This window comes from Citrobacter sp. ABFQG (assembly GCF_004322975.1).
Classification (GTDB): Bacteria; Pseudomonadota; Gammaproteobacteria; order Enterobacterales; family Enterobacteriaceae; genus Citrobacter; species Citrobacter freundii.
This window is the reverse complement of sequence record NZ_CP036435.1, coordinates 3,016,767-3,031,011: the sequence shown is the minus strand read 5'-3', so window position 1 is coordinate 3,031,011 and position 14,245 is coordinate 3,016,767. Positions and strand designations below refer to the sequence as shown.

14 protein-coding genes are annotated in these 14,245 nt (G+C 50.2%); 9 read left to right on the top strand and 5 right to left on the bottom strand.

Annotated elements, in window-relative coordinates; all coding sequences use genetic code 11:
- Positions 1-13 precede the first annotated feature (13 nt).
- The 3 genes from ydgH (at position 14) to folM (ending at position 3,345) form a co-directional block, all read left to right on the top strand.
- On the top strand, positions 14-958 hold the full coding sequence (gene ydgH, locus WN16_RS14900) for a DUF1471 family protein YdgH (RefSeq protein WP_003028946.1): 945 nt from the start codon (positions 14-16) through the stop codon (positions 956-958).
- A 245-nt stretch (positions 959-1,203) separates the two neighbouring features.
- The gene (locus WN16_RS14895) at positions 1,204-2,586 is read left to right on the top strand and encodes an amino acid permease (protein ID WP_003836385.1); all 1,383 of its coding nucleotides are present in this window, start codon (positions 1,204-1,206) and stop codon (positions 2,584-2,586) included.
- 36 nt (positions 2,587-2,622) lie between these two features.
- The gene (folM, locus tag WN16_RS14890) at positions 2,623-3,345 is read left to right on the top strand and encodes a dihydromonapterin reductase (RefSeq protein WP_016150208.1); all 723 of its coding nucleotides are present in this window, start codon (positions 2,623-2,625) and stop codon (positions 3,343-3,345) included.
- On the opposite strand, the gene WN16_RS14885 is transcribed toward folM, so the two are convergent.
- Entirely contained in the window at positions 3,342-3,677 is a 336-nt protein-coding gene (locus WN16_RS14885) for a GlpM family protein (RefSeq protein ID WP_003028950.1), read from the bottom strand. The two genes, folM and WN16_RS14885, sit on opposite strands and share 4 nt — an antisense overlap.
- 118 nt (positions 3,678-3,795) lie before the next feature.
- On the opposite strand from WN16_RS14885, the gene rstA reads away from it, so the two are divergent.
- Entirely contained in the window at positions 3,796-4,539 is a 744-nt protein-coding gene (gene rstA / locus WN16_RS14880; protein WP_170864051.1) for a two-component system response regulator RstA, read from the top strand.
- 245 nt (positions 4,540-4,784) lie between these two features.
- Positions 4,785-6,125, top strand: coding sequence for an L-cystine transporter (locus tag WN16_RS14875; RefSeq protein WP_044699873.1), 1,341 nt, complete (start codon positions 4,785-4,787; stop codon positions 6,123-6,125).
- Positions 6,126-6,177: 52 nt separating this feature from the next.
- On the opposite strand, the gene WN16_RS14870 is transcribed toward WN16_RS14875, so the two are convergent.
- Together WN16_RS14870 and WN16_RS14865 are read right to left on the bottom strand one after the other, a co-directional pair.
- Positions 6,178-7,206 carry a HoxN/HupN/NixA family nickel/cobalt transporter gene (locus WN16_RS14870; RefSeq protein ID WP_003843565.1) on the bottom strand — a complete coding sequence of 343 codons (1,029 nt, stop codon included), beginning with the start codon at positions 7,204-7,206 and terminating at the stop codon, positions 6,178-6,180.
- A gap of 115 nt (positions 7,207-7,321) precedes the next feature.
- Positions 7,322-8,164: an aminoglycoside phosphotransferase family protein gene (locus WN16_RS14865; protein WP_044699875.1), complete on the bottom strand. Its 843-nt coding sequence runs from the start codon at positions 8,162-8,164 to the stop codon at positions 7,322-7,324.
- Positions 8,165-8,354: 190 nt separating this feature from the next.
- On the opposite strand from WN16_RS14865, the gene WN16_RS14860 reads away from it, so the two are divergent.
- Positions 8,355-9,146, top strand: coding sequence for an MBL fold metallo-hydrolase (locus WN16_RS14860; protein WP_003028958.1), 792 nt, complete (start codon positions 8,355-8,357; stop codon positions 9,144-9,146).
- 26 nt (positions 9,147-9,172) lie between these two features.
- On the opposite strand, the gene WN16_RS14855 is transcribed toward WN16_RS14860, so the two are convergent.
- A complete protein-coding gene (locus WN16_RS14855) occupies positions 9,173-9,517 on the bottom strand; it encodes a DUF1294 domain-containing protein (protein ID WP_003028959.1) in 345 nt (114 codons plus the stop codon).
- Between the two features lie 234 nt (positions 9,518-9,751).
- Here WN16_RS14855 and WN16_RS24700 point away from each other — a divergent pair, with 234 nt between their 5' ends.
- The 3 genes from WN16_RS24700 to tus all read left to right on the top strand — a co-directional run bounded on the left by WN16_RS24700 (position 9,752) and on the right by tus (position 12,803).
- Positions 9,752-10,270: a hypothetical protein gene (locus WN16_RS24700; RefSeq protein WP_003836400.1), complete on the top strand. Its 519-nt coding sequence runs from the start codon at positions 9,752-9,754 to the stop codon at positions 10,268-10,270.
- Positions 10,271-10,498: 228 nt separating this feature from the next.
- A complete protein-coding gene (gene rstB / locus WN16_RS14845; RefSeq protein ID WP_003028962.1) occupies positions 10,499-11,800 on the top strand; it encodes a two-component system sensor histidine kinase RstB in 1,302 nt (433 codons plus the stop codon).
- Between the two features lie 73 nt (positions 11,801-11,873).
- Positions 11,874-12,803, top strand: coding sequence for a DNA replication terminus site-binding protein (tus, locus tag WN16_RS14840; RefSeq protein ID WP_044699878.1), 930 nt, complete (start codon positions 11,874-11,876; stop codon positions 12,801-12,803).
- Here the strand turns inward: tus and fumC are convergent.
- Positions 12,800-14,203: a class II fumarate hydratase gene (gene fumC / locus WN16_RS14835; protein ID WP_044699880.1), complete on the bottom strand. Its 1,404-nt coding sequence runs from the start codon at positions 14,201-14,203 to the stop codon at positions 12,800-12,802. The genes tus and fumC overlap by 4 nt on opposite strands.
- Positions 14,204-14,245 lie beyond the last annotated feature (42 nt).

Genomic DNA, 14,245 nt, shown 5'->3' with positions numbered 1-14,245 from the left:
AAGGATTATTTTTATGAAGCTTAAGAACACTCTCCTGGCGTCCGCACTTATTTCTGCGACTGCTTTTTCTGTCAATGCAGCGACAGAATTGACGCCGGAGCAAGCGGCTGCCCTGAAACCCTATGACCGCATTGTGGTCACCGGTCGTTTTAATGCTATCGGTGATGCAGTTGCTGCCGTATCACGCCGTGCAGATAAAGACGGTGCAGCCTCCTTTTATGTTGTTGATACTTCAGATTTTGGCAGCGGCGGTAACTGGCGCGTTGTTGCCGACGTCTATAAAGCTGACGCTGAAAAAGCGGAAGCGTCAAAAAACCGTATCATTAACGGCGTTATGGAATTGCCTAAAGATCAGGCCGTTCTGATTGAACCTTACGATACCGTTACGGTACAGGGTTTCTACCGTAGCCAGCCTGAAGTAAACGATGCAATCACCAAAGCTGCGAGAGAGAAAGGTGCATATTCCTTCTATATCGTGCGCCAGGTCGATGCCAACCAGGGCGGCAACCAGCGTATTACCGCATTCATCTACAAAGCTGATGCGAAAAAACGCGTCGTGCAAAGCCCTGATGCAATCCCAGCAGATTCTGATGCCGGACGCGCCGCATTAGCAGCAGGTGGCGAAGCCGCGAAGAAAGTTGAGATCCCAGGCGTTGCGACTACCGCTTCTCCGAGTGCTGAAGTCGGTCGCTTCTTCGAAACGCAATCCACCAAAGGCGGACGTTACACTGTCACGCTACCGGATGGAACCAAAGTTGAAGAACTGAACAAAGCGACCGCCGCCATGATGGTACCGTTCGACAGCATCAAGTTCACCGGTAACTACGGCAACATGACGGAAGTTTCTTATCAGGTAGCAAAACGCGCTGCGAAAAAAGGCGCGAAGTATTATCACATCACCCGCCAGTGGTCAGAACGTGGTAACAACGTGACAATCAGCGCCGATCTGTATAAGTAATACCCAATGTATTATCAGGTCTACAGTCCTTGTAGACCTGATAATTTCGCGCAGTTCTGCTCCCAGACAAAACAAAAACAGCAGTATTAAGACAACTTTTCACACTATTAGTCACAAATCTCTCTATCCCCATTGCATGCATTCTCTTCTCTCCGTAAAATCCCGCGCCTTAGTGGCTTTCACCATTTTTATGCGGTTTGCCAAAATAATTATTCTCTCACTCTCGTTTTTGTAACTGGATACAAATGGAAAAGAAATTGGGTCTGAGCGCACTGACCGCGCTGGTTTTAAGCTCAATGCTCGGCGCTGGCGTTTTCAGCCTGCCACAAAACATGGCGGCAGTAGCCAGCCCGGCTGCATTACTGATTGGTTGGGCGATTACCGGTGCGGGTATTCTTTTGCTCGCCTTTGCCATGCTGATCCTGACGCGTATCCGTCCTGAACTGGATGGCGGTATTTTTACCTATGCGCGTGAAGGTTTTGGCGAGCTGATTGGCTTCTGCTCCGCGTGGGGATACTGGCTGTGTGCCGTTATCGCCAACGTTTCGTATCTGGTCATTGTCTTCTCTGCACTCAGCTTCTTTACCGACACGCCTGAGTTACGTCTGTTTGGCGACGGTAATACCTGGCAGTCGATTGTGGGCGCATCGATGCTGCTGTGGATCGTACACTTCCTTGTGCTGCGCGGTGTGCAAACGGCAGCCAGTATTAACCTGGTCGCGACGCTGGCGAAATTACTGCCGCTGGGTCTGTTTATCGTGCTGGCGTTCATGCTGTTTAAGCTCGACACCTTTACTCTCGATTTTACCGGCGTAGCATTGGGCGTTCCCGTCTGGGAGCAGGTCAAAAACACCATGCTCATCACCTTGTGGGTATTCATCGGTGTGGAAGGCGCGGTGGTGGTTTCTGCCCGTGCCAGAAACAAACGCGATGTCGGACGCGCCACGCTGCTGGCGGTACTTGCCGCACTGGGCGTTTACCTGCTGGTCACCCTGTTGTCTCTGGGCGTTGTCGCACGTCCCGAACTGGCGGAGATCCGTAACCCGTCAATGGCCGGTCTGATGGTTAAAATGATGGGATCATGGGGCGAAATTATTATTGCCGCAGGTCTGATTGTTTCCGTGTGTGGTGCCTATCTAAGCTGGACGATTATGGCGGCGGAAGTGCCGTTCCTCGCCTCCACGCACAAAGCGTTTCCGCGCATTTTTGCGCGACAGAACGCGCAAGGCGCGCCATCGGCGTCGCTATGGCTGACCAACATCTGCGTACAGCTCTGCCTGGTGCTGATCTGGCTTACTGGTTCCGACTACAATACGTTATTGACTATCGCCTCAGAGATGATTCTGGTGCCCTATTTGCTGGTCGGCGCATTTCTGTTAAAAATTGCTACCCGTCCGATTCATAAGGCTGTCGGTATCGGGGCGAGTATTTATGGCATATGGTTATTGTATGCGTCAGGTCCGATGCACCTGCTGCTGTCCGTAGTGCTGTATGCGCCAGGACTGCTGGTTTTCCTTTATGCCCGTAAAACGCACGCGCATGAAAACGTATTAAAACGCCAGGAGATGGCGCTGATCGGCCTGCTGCTTGTTGCTGCTGTGCCGGCTACCTGGATGCTGATGGGGTAACGTTATACCCATCGTTCGCGACATATGGAGATTACGATGGGTAAAAAAAACCCTTTGCCAATTCTTATCACCGGAGGTGGTCGTCGTATCGGCCTCGCCGTCGCATGGCACTTTCTGAACCAAAAACAGCCAGTTATCGTCAGCTACCGTACGCACTATCCTGCCATTGACGGCCTGCGAGAAGCGGGCGCGATTTGTATCCCTGCTGACTTTTCCACGGATGAAGGCGTGCTGGCCTTTGCTGATGAGGTCAAAGCTCAGACGGATGGCTTGCGCGCTATTGTGCATAATGCCAGTGCCTGGCTTGCAGAAAAGCCTGGTACACCGCTGACCGATGTGCTGTCAGCCATGATGCAGATTCATGTCAATACGCCCTACCTGCTCAACCATGCACTGGAAGGATTGCTACGCGGTCATGGACACGCGGCCAGCGATATAATCCATTTTACTGATTATGTTGTGGAGCGCGGCAGCGACAAGCACATTGCTTATGCTGCCAGCAAAGCGGCGCTGGATAATATGACCCGCTCGTTCGCGCGCAAACTGGCACCGGAAGTGAAAGTGAACGCGATTGCCCCTTCACTTATCCTGTTTAACGAGGGTGATGATGCAGAGTATCGCCAGCAGGCACTGAACAAATCACTGATGAAAACCGCACCAGGTGAAAAAGAAGTCATTGATTTAATTGACTATCTGTTAACCAGCTGTTTTGTCACCGGACGTAGTTTTGCCCTTGATGGCGGGCGTCATCTGCGTTAGTGCAGTTTGATCCAACAAAAGATCAGCAACCACGCGCTCAGGCCCCAGCACACCACTGATCCGCCGAGCGCAACGGGTAAGCGCATAAATCCGGTGAAATACCACAGTGAAACGAGGTAGACAAAATAGGGAATAATCGACCACATGCTGAATATGATGGTTGTACGTAACGCCTCGATCCCACGTTCACTGGCCACGATATAGTGGGCAATCAACGCAAACGTCGGGAACAACGGAATTAATCCGGCAATATAGTAATTCTTTGTTTTCGCCAGCAAGCCAATCAACACCACCACCAGCGCACCGAGCGCCGCTTTTATAACGAGTCCCATCACTCTGCCTTAACACATCAATAACATCAGCCCCTAGCATAACGGAAGCGTTCTTGTTTAGAAAAGATTAATGGAAGGAAAAACCAGGGCGGTGTATGTTGGCGTTTTATATTCAAAAATTAATGATATGAACACCATCGTATTTGTTGAAGATGATCCCGAAGTTGGCTCACTGATTGCAGCCTATTTGGCCCGGCATGATATTGAGGTTATCCTTGAACCTCGTGGTGATTTGGCCGAGGAGAAAATCCTGCACGTTCAACCCGATCTGGTGTTATTAGATATCATGCTGCCGGGCAAAGACGGGATGACTATCTGCCGAGATTTACGCGGACGCTGGCAAGGCCCGATTGTCCTGCTCACCTCGCTGGATAGCGACATGAACCATATCCTGGCACTGGAAATGGGCGCCTGTGACTATATTCTGAAAACCACGCCGCCAGCGGTGCTGCTGGCTCGCCTGCGTCTGCACCTGCGTCAGAATGAGTACTCAACCCAGTCTAAAGGCATTCAATCGGCGACCATCACACCGCACACAACGCTGCGCTTCGGCACACTCACTATCGACCCAACCAACCGCTCCGTGCTGCTCGGCGGCGAGCAAGTTTCCCTTTCCACCGCTGATTTTGAATTACTGTGGGAGTTGGCAACCCATGCCGGGCAGATTATGGACCGCGATGCGTTGCTGAAGAACCTGCGTGGCGTAAGCTATGACGGCATGGATCGCAGCGTAGATGTCGCGATTTCCCGGTTACGCAAAAAACTGCTCGATAACGCGACTGAACCTTATCGAATCAAAACAGTGCGCAATAAAGGTTATCTCTTTGCACCCCACGCCTGGGACGACGAGCCACAGAAGTAATGCCACCGGGCCGATCTCATCGATCGGCTGGATTATTCACAATACGTTACACTGTCACTTAAAATCGTCTACAGAACAGGCATACAAACGCCATCCGACGCCGTTCCACACTTTTTGTGTGGCTGTTACCCTCCCCCCTCCCTATAATCCGTCGCGGTCCTGAACCCTTATGGTTCATCGGTTTTTTCGCACTAACAAAACTCTTTCCGGCATTTCAGGTGCTGAATGAGGCAAGAGGCTACAATATGTTCGTTTCGCTCGCGTATATCGCGTTCTTTTTGGTTTGTTCATGGGCAATTTTCAGAATCAACCAAAAAAGTCACTCTCTTTCAAAAAGCGTCTTCATCGCTATTTTTACGGGTGCCGTTATCGGTTTATCCCTGCATCTCATTGCTGCTGACGAAAGAAAAACAGTTATCGACTGGTACAATGTTATCGGCAACGGCTATGTGAATTTACTGAAGCTGGTTGCGGTACCGCTGATTTTCATCTCTATTCTCTCAGCCATTAATAAGCTCGAAAACAGCGCTGGCATTGGGAAAATGTCGTTAACCATCGTCGGATGCATGCTCTGTCTGGTAATGATTGCCGGTTTTATTGGGCTGTTGACTGCGCATGTATTATGCCTGGACGCCAGTGCGTTTGTTCATATGCAGTCCACGCTGACGGCAGACGATGTAAATAAAACAGCCGCCATTTCACTGCCTAAACTGGTTACATCTCTGATCCCCACGAATATCTTCCTCGATCTAACAGGGGCCAGAAGCGTTTCCGTCATTGGCATTGTTATTTTCACCCTACTTGCCGGCGTGGCATTATTAAAGGTCAAACAGGACGCCCCGCAAGAAGGTGAAAAATTAAGTGCTGGCATTAACGCTATCCAGATTTGGGTGATGAAAATGGTGCGTATCGTTATTGCTCTCACCCCTTATGGTGTGATGGCATTAATGGCAGGCGTATTTTCCGCGTATCGATTTGAACAATTTGCCAGTCTGTTAGGCTTTATTGCTGCCTGTTACCTTGCGATTCTGATGATGTTTATCGTCCACGCACTGATACTGGTTCTGAGCGGTAATAATCCCGTTCACTATTTTAAAACTGTCTGGCCAGTTTTAACCTTTGCATTTGTTTCACGCAGCAGTGCAGCATCTATTCCACTGGCTATTTCCGCACAAGAAAAATTTGGCGTGCAAAACACCATTGCCAATATTGCGGCTTCATTCGGCTCCAGCATGGGTCAAAATGGCTGTGCAGGGATCTATCCAGCTATTATGGTGGCGATGATTGCTCCAACAATTGGTATTGATCCGCTATCAGTACATTTTTTGCTCGCCATGCTACCTGCGATTGCGCTGGGTTCTATTGGGGTGGCGGGTGTAGGCGGTGGCGGAACATTTGCTGCGCTGATCGTCCTTTCAACACTGAACTTCCCGGTCGCGCTGGTGGGGATTTTCATTGCTATCGAGCCTGTCGTCGATATGGCCAGAACGGCATTAAACGTGAACGGTTCGATGATGTCTGGCGTGCTGGCTAACAGGCTCCTGAAAAAGAGTGCTGAAAAACCACAACCCGTGAACGCGAATTAGTCAGTCCTAAAAAGATCAAAGCCTTCCTGTTGCTGGAAGGCTTTCTTTTGTGTCAACTAAACGTCAGCCCGTCGTATTTTTTCCAACGGTAATTTACGGCAGAGATAATCCAGCAGCCGATAAAGACGCCAATAATCACAAAACCGACATTCCCCATATGGTCACTTAAATTGCTGACGGTATCCCACAAACCACCCTGAAGCGAAAACGCGTCAGAGAGAAGCCCCAGCGCCTCCAGTCCGCCAATAAATAGCGCCACAATCACGGAAGTCCCGGTAATGGTCATATTGTAATAGAGCTTGCGTTGCGGCTTATTGAACGCCCATCCGTAGGCCTCAACCATCAGAATACTGTCGAGACAATCAATTAACGCCATACCGCAGGTAAACAGCGCCGGGAACACGAGAATTGACCAAACAGACATGCCACTGGACGCGCTTGAAGCAGAAATTCCCAGCAAAGAAATTTCAGTGGCGGTATCAAAACCCAGACCAAAAAGAAAACCGACAAAATACATATGCCAGTCTTTGCCTACCAACCGAAACGCTGAGCGGAAAAGCCAGTTCAGAGGACCTGAAACTGTAATGTCTTCCGTGGTGCCATCGTAAGTACCGGTGCGTTTAAGATGGCGGAATGCCTTCCAGACCTGGCAGAAAATAATGAGATTAATGGTAGCCAGAATCAGCAAAAACACGGCAGAAACCGTAGTTCCTATCAGACCGCCGACATTCTGAAACCATGCCATATGTTGCTTAAACACGCTGGTGGTCAGTGCAATGCCAATGCTTGCCAGTACCACAATGGTGGAGTGCCCCAAAGAAAACCAGGCTCCCGTCGTCAGGGCGCGTTTTTTCTGCTGCATGAGTTTACGTGTAGCGCTGTCTATCGCGGCGATATGATCGGCATCGACAGCATGGCGCAAACCGTAGCACCACGCAATCAGACTCAGTGCAAGCAATGACGTGTTGTTACTAAACGCGGTGAAAGCCCACAGCCACGCCACGATGTTTGCCCCGATGAGTAAGACCATCAACAAAAGAATATTCGGGCGTTTTTTAAATAATGAAAACAATGCGTTCATTGTTTCCCGCCAATTAAATTTGAGCTAAACAACACACCACCACTCACTGATTAATTAATATAACGTTTATCAGGCTAATGATAACTCTTAAGAATTACTAACCCAGTGTCGTAGATCAAAGTTGATTATCACCTGAAGCAAGTTCCGCCATCGCTAGCTCCGCAATACGCAGAGGTACCGTTGCGCTGTCCCCCTCTTGCAGAAACCAGACGGACGACAACCCACACCAGGCAACAATCCACATCAGCAAACGTTGCCGTTCAATTCTTGCGATTTCAGACACAATGTTGACTCGTTGTGTGAATGTTTCCGGCTCAATGGCAACAGGTCTGGTGGGTTCGGCAAGATCAGGGTTAGTAAAAATATTGGCGTAATCAAAGCCACGCTCGCCCAGCAGCCCTTTGGGATCGATAGCCAGCCATCCTCTCGTTCCGAAATCAAGAATATTGCCGTGGTGTAGGTCACCGTGTAATACGACTTCATCATGGGGTGAAGATAGCAGTACATTTGCCACCGCTGCACAACGCGTCAGGATACCGCCATGCTTTTTCGCGGCAGGAGCCAGATCGCTAAACCAATGGTGTAGAGGTGTTAACGCTGGCGTAGACGCATTCCGGGAGAAATGGAGTCTACTGGCAGCATGGCAAATAATGCGACAAGCCTGCGCATCGTTACCAGTCCAGGACATGTCCGCTAAAGACCCTGTCCCTGTCGCACGTTCCAGCAGAATCGCCCCTGCTGCATGAGCAAGTACTTTCGCTGCGCCATTTCCGTTCCACCAGACCATGAGTTCACAGCCGATCCGTTCACTGTCATCGTCGGCGATTTTAAGTATGGCTTTCTGACCGTCCCTGATGACCACTACAGGCAAAAGCTGTGATGTGTGTGTTTCAACCGGTTCACCATCTGGAGTGAGTCCCCAACGGTTGAGCCAGGTGTTGAACAGGCGATTTTCCAAACAATATCCTCATTTTTCTCTGGAAGATGGTAACCAAAAGGATCCGTATCGGCATTATTCCTGTTTTCTTTTGGGTGAGCTACAACCTCCCACAGCCGTCATCACTGACTTAACGGGTTGAGCACTAACAGGCACATCCTTGTGTATCTGTGTGCCATGCTGACTGTGTTCGGTAAATAAGGAGGACACGATGATCACGTTATGCAAAACCTGTGGAACATCCTATGAGGTAACTGGTGCCCATCCGGAACAGTGCGATATCTGCCAGGATGAACGCCAGTATGTCCCTGCGAGCGGACAGGAATGGGTCGATTTTACCGCCCTGTGTGCATCGCATACAAATAAGTGGAAGCAACACGACAGTACTCTCCTCAGCATCCGCACCGTTCCTGATTTTGCAATTGATCAGCGCGCGTTTATTCTGCGTACCTCTGAAGGCAATATTTTATGGGACTGCATTGCCTCGCTCGACGATGCCACAAAAACGCTAATAACGTCCCTTGGCGGGCTTAAGGCTATCGCGATATCGCATCCTCATTACTACACCACCATGCAGGACTGGGCTGCAGAATTTAACGCACCGATTTACCTTCATGCCAGCGACAGAAGGTGGGTAATGCGCGACAGCCCGTGGATTAGATTCTGGGATGGCGACACCATTGAGTTAACCCGTGACGTCACGGTGATACGTCTCGGCGGACACTTTGCTGGCGGCTGCGTCCTGCACTGGGCGCGTGACGAAGGCGTGGTGCTTTCCGGCGACATCGTCCAGGTTACGCCAGGTGCGCATGCCGTCTCTTTTATGTGGAGCTACCCTAATATGCTACCGTTGCCAGCTGCAACGGTCAGCAACATTACCCAGAGACTGAGTACAGTGAAATTTAAGCAACTTTACGGCGCATTTGCAGGAAAAGATATTACGCAAAATGCCGATGAAATTGTGCGGCGTTCAGGTGAAAAGTATATTTCCTGCCTCAGATAAACCGGCAGTTTATTCACCAACCAGACTCAGGAAGGTAAAAATGGATAGAACTGATAAACCACGCCCATCACAGAAATACTCACTATCACACTGATAATGAAGTAGGTTTTGAAAGGCTGCTTTTGTGTTTTATGGCGAAAGATTTGTTGACCCGCTATCGCGCCACCCCATCCGCCCACAACGCCAAACACCAGCAATGTGGATTCCGGCACTCTACGCCAGTCCTTGCGTGCCGCCATTTTGTCCACGCCGTATAACAGCAACGTCAGTATGTTGGCGAGTAGAAACCATATGACAAGAGGGTGAGCGGTGAAAATGCAGCCGATCGCTGCAAAAATGAGTAGCGAATAACAACAGCGATTGAGATTCATATTTTCAGTCACAGCACTTTTCAGGAAGTTTCGTCACCCATTATACGCAAGGTCAGTCATCCCTGCCATGGGTGAGAATACCCCTTTTACTATTATGCCTATATCCCCAGAAATAGCGGAAATTCTCTGGTCTGCGGCGTACCTAACAATTCAAACAAGAGAACCGTTTTCATTATTCAGAACAAATGGTAATTTATTAAATCCAAATGGAGAAATTGTTCTGGAGTCGCAGGGATGAGAAAATACTCATATCCATATTTGTTTTTTGTCACCGTCTTATCTCTCGGCGCAATTTTTCTTTTTTACTGGTGGAAGGTAACGATATACAGAGCGACTTTTCTCTACCCGCTCACATCCAAATACCTCATACTTATTTCTCTGGCAGTGTCATTTTTAATTACCTTATTTCTGGTAGGTAATGGGATAATGAAAAAAAGTCCCTTCCAAACTTATCTGAAATTATTTGGTAGCATCAGCATTGTCATGGTGCTGTTTTCAGTGATCACAGTTATGGCGATAACCTGGTTCATTCCAGGTGTCCCCTCGTCCTATACCGCTCCATACACCTACTCTACAGGAAGTTCTAAAAGCTGTTCGGGGGCTGATGTTGACGATCCGGATCTCGGGACTAACATCAGAATTTGCTATCCCGAAGGTAACTACGAATATAACAACACAATCTATGTTGAGAAACGAAGTAACCTTTTAGGTGCGGTCGTAACATACGCCAGAACAACACCATCCCGATTTTGATTAACTTACCGCGTACAAAGCAATGCGTTATCAAGCGAAAGGTCATTTCGCCCCCGTAGGGGCCATAAGAATGCAGAAAAGAGTTATACAGTGTACTCTGCCTGGATAAACACGCCAGATGGTGATCAGATAACCTTTCTGCTCCCACGCATCGGCGGATACTGCTGTGCCCCTTTTCCCCTGAGGGACACGAGAACTCGCTAACTTATTGAGCGTTCGGTGATTTTTATGAAGAAACTGTTTGTGCAGTTTTACCTCCTGCTGTTTGTCTGCTTTTTGGTGATGACCCTGTTGGTCGGCCTGGTATACAAATTCACCGCAGAACGCGCAGGCAGACAATCGCTCGACGATTTGATGAAAAGCTCGTTGTACCTGATGCGCAGTGAACTACGCGAAATCCCGCCACGCGATTGGGGTAAGACGCTGAAGGAGATGGACTTAAACCTCTCATTTGACCTGCGTGTTGAACCGCTGAATAAGTACACACTGGATGCCCCAACCATGCAGCGTTTGCGCGAAGGCGATATTGTGGCTCTTGACGATCAATACACTTTTATTCAACGCATTCCTCGCAGCCATTATGTGCTGGCCGTCGGCCCGGTTCCTTACCTTTATTTTCTTCATCAAATGCGCCTGCTGGACATCGCGCTGATGGCGTTTATTGCTATCTCACTGGCCTTCCCGGTACTGATCTGGATGCGTCCACACTGGCAAGAAATGCTAAGACTCGAATCCGCCGCACAACGTTTTGGTGAAGGACATCTGAGTGAACGCCTTCATTTTGACAACGGTTCCAGCTTTGAGCGCCTGGGCGTAGCGTTTAACCAAATGGCCGACAATATCAATGCGCTGATCGCCAGTAAAAAACAGCTCATCGATGGTATTGCCCATGAGCTTCGTACTCCGCTGGTACGTTTACGTTACCGGCTGGAAATGAGTGATAACCTCACCGGGCAGGAATCTCAGGCGCTTAATCGTGATATCGGCCAACTGGAAGCGTTGATCGAAGAGTTACTGACCTACGCCCGCCTGGATCGCCCGCAAAATGAACTGAAGCTCAGTGTACCTGACCTGCCTGTTTGGTTGACAACCCATCTGGAGGATGTGCAAAGCGTGAATCCTGGCCGTACGGTGCACTTACGTCATCTCGAAACTGGCGACTACGGCGCGTTGGATATGCGCCTGATGGAGCGGGTCCTGGATAATTTGCTGAACAATGCCCTGCGCTATTGCCAGTCTACAGTGCAAGCCAGTCTGCTGCTGAACGGCAATCAAGCCACGCTGGTAGTGGAAGACGACGGTCCCGGTATTGCACCAGACGCTCGCGAACAGGTTTTTGAACCGTTTGTACGCCTTGACCCCAGCCGTGACCGGGCAACCGGGGGTTGTGGGCTTGGGTTAGCCATCGTCCACTCAATTGCTTTGGCTATGGGGGGGACGGTCGTCTGTGATGAAAGTGAACTTGGCGGCGCCCGGTTTACTTTCCGTTGGCCCGTCTGGCATAACATTCCCGAAATCTCAGCTGCCTGACCTTTTCTGCTCGGTGGTCAGGCGGCGGAGGTTGTGCTATAAAAAAGTATGTTGTAACTAAAATGGTAAACCTATGGCCCGTTACGATCTTGTTGACCGCCTGAACGGCACCTTTCGCCAGATGGAACAAGAACTGGCACTTTTGAACGAAAACCTGTTGCAGCAGACGCTGCTGATTGCGCGCGTATTCTCGTTACCGGAAGTGGTTAAAGAGGCAGAGCATGCCCCTCTGCAGAGCATTAATGTTAAGCAGCATTTAGGCAAAGAGGCTGAAGCGCTGGCACTGCTCCATTACCGTCACCTGTTTATTCAGCAGCAGTCCGAAAACCGCAGCAGCAAAGCAGCCGTCCGCCTACCGGGTGTATTGTGCTATCAGGTTGATAACGCGGCGCAATGTACTCTGGAAGAACAAATCCAGCGTATAAACCAGTTGAAAACCACCTTCGAGCGCATTGTTACAGTGGAATCAGGGCTGGCGCCGGCAGCACGTTTCGAATGGGTGCATCGTCATCTGCCAGGGCTGATTACTCTGAATGCCTATCGCACGCTAACCGTAGTCCGCGATCCGGCCACCCTACGATTTGGCTGGGCTAATAAGCACATCATTAAAAACCTGAAACGCGATGAAGTACTGCAGCAACTGGAAAAAAGCCTGACGTCACCGCGCAGCGTACATCCCTGGACACGTGAAGAATGGCAGGCGAAGCTTGAACGCGAATATCAGGATATCGCTGCCTTACCACAGCAGGCCCGCCTGAAGATTAAAAGGCCGGTAAAAGTGCAGCCTATCGCCCGCGTCTGGTACAAAGGAGAGCAAAAACAGGTGCAATATGCCTGCCCGACGCCACTGATTGCTTTGCTTAATAACGACAACGGTATGACCGTACCGGATATCGGCGAGTTACTTAATTACGATGCCGAAAACGTTCAGCATCGTTTTAAACCTCAGGCGCAGCCGTTGAGATTGATTATTCCCCGGCTGCACCTGTACGTTGCGGATTAACTGCCGGGCCGCATGCTGCCAACCATCAGCTCCGGGCGTACCCAACTGTCGAACTCCGCTTCGGTTAGATATCCCAGCGCCAGAGCGGAGGCTTTTAAGGTCAGCCCTTCTTTATGGGCTTTTTTGGCAATTTCAGCCGCTTTATCGTAACCGATATGGGTATTGAGCGCGGTCACCAGCATTAGCGACTCGTTGAGCAGTTGATCGATTCGTTCACGATTAGGCTCAATCCCCGTCGCGCAATGTTCATTGAAGCTTTCCATACCGTCCGCCAGCAGGCGTACCGATTGCAGGAAGTTGTGGATGACCATTGGTCGATAAACGTTGAGCTCAAAGTTACCTGACGCCCCGCCCATGTTGATGGCGACATCGTTGCCCATCACCTGGCAGCAAAGCATAGTCAGCGCTTCACACTGGGTTGGATTGACCTTGCCCGGCATGATCGAGCTGCCCGGTTCGTTTTCCGGAATTGAAATTTCGCCAATACCACACCGGGGACCGGATGCCAGCCAGCGTACATCGTTGGCGATTTTCATCAGCGACGCTGCCAGTCCTTTTAGCGCGCCGTGAGCATGAACCAGGGCATCGCAGGTGGCGAGCGCTTCAAATTTATTCGGTGCGGTAACGAACGGCGCACAGGTGATGACCCGCAGTTCATCCGCAACCCGGCGGGCGTATTCGGGATGAGTGTTCAGTCCGGTACCTACCGCGGTTCCCCCCAACGCCAGCTCCGCCACGTGTGGTAAGCTGTTTTCAATGTGTCTGAGGTTATGTTCTAGCATTGCTACCCAGCCGGAAATCTCCTGGCCAAGCGTAAGTGGAGTTGCATCTTGCAGATGTGTACGACCAATTTTAACGATATCGGCGAAAGCGTGGGACTTATCACTGAGCGTTTTGGTCAACACATTTAATTGAGGGATCAGTGATTTACGCAGCGCCAGCAGTGCGGCAACGTGCATTGCGGTCGGGAAGACATCGTTCGAGCTTTGGCTTTTATTGACATCATCGTTGGGGTGTACTTTTCGCTCCATCCCCCGCACGCCGCCCAGCAACTCGCTGGCCCGGTTTGCCAACACCTCGTTCATGTTCATATTGCTTTGCGTGCCGGACCCAGTTTGCCAGATGGCCAGCGGGAACTCATCGCGGTGTTTATCTGCCAACACCTCATCTGCAGCCTGCATAATAGCCCTGGCTTTATCCTCCGCCAGCAGCCCAAGATCCTGGTTAACCTTTGCCGCGGCGCATTTAGTCAGCGCCAGCGCATGGATCAACGAGACCGGCATTTTCTCCGTAGAGATACGAAAATGCTCCAGTGAACGTTGGGTTTGCGCGCCCCAAAGCTTATCGGCAGGAACATCTATCGTCCCCATTGAATCATTCTCGCGGCGTACCGTTACCATTACCTGCTCCTTACATTAACAATTGATTAGGTTATGTTTCGA

What these genes read in the sequence shown, in the direction of transcription:
- ydgH (WP_003028946.1), top strand. Translation starts at nt 14, where the DNA reads ATGAAGCTTAAGAACACTCTCCTGGCGTCCGCACTTATTTCTGCGACT.
- WN16_RS14895 (WP_003836385.1), top strand. Translation starts at nt 1,204, where the DNA reads ATGGAAAAGAAATTGGGTCTGAGCGCACTGACCGCGCTGGTTTTAAGC.
- folM (WP_016150208.1), top strand. Translation starts at nt 2,623, where the DNA reads ATGGGTAAAAAAAACCCTTTGCCAATTCTTATCACCGGAGGTGGTCGT.
- WN16_RS14885 (WP_003028950.1), bottom strand. Translation starts at nt 3,677, where the DNA reads ATGGGACTCGTTATAAAAGCGGCGCTCGGTGCGCTGGTGGTGGTGTTG.
- WN16_RS14875 (WP_044699873.1), top strand. Translation starts at nt 4,785, where the DNA reads ATGTTCGTTTCGCTCGCGTATATCGCGTTCTTTTTGGTTTGTTCATGG.
- WN16_RS14870 (WP_003843565.1), bottom strand. Translation starts at nt 7,206, where the DNA reads ATGAACGCATTGTTTTCATTATTTAAAAAACGCCCGAATATTCTTTTG.
- WN16_RS14860 (WP_003028958.1), top strand. Translation starts at nt 8,355, where the DNA reads ATGATCACGTTATGCAAAACCTGTGGAACATCCTATGAGGTAACTGGT.
- WN16_RS14855 (WP_003028959.1), bottom strand. Translation starts at nt 9,517, where the DNA reads ATGAATCTCAATCGCTGTTGTTATTCGCTACTCATTTTTGCAGCGATC.
- WN16_RS24700 (WP_003836400.1), top strand. Translation starts at nt 9,752, where the DNA reads ATGAGAAAATACTCATATCCATATTTGTTTTTTGTCACCGTCTTATCT.
- rstB (WP_003028962.1), top strand. Translation starts at nt 10,499, where the DNA reads ATGAAGAAACTGTTTGTGCAGTTTTACCTCCTGCTGTTTGTCTGCTTT.
- tus (WP_044699878.1), top strand. Translation starts at nt 11,874, where the DNA reads ATGGCCCGTTACGATCTTGTTGACCGCCTGAACGGCACCTTTCGCCAG.
- fumC (WP_044699880.1), bottom strand. Translation starts at nt 14,203, where the DNA reads ATGGTAACGGTACGCCGCGAGAATGATTCAATGGGGACGATAGATGTT.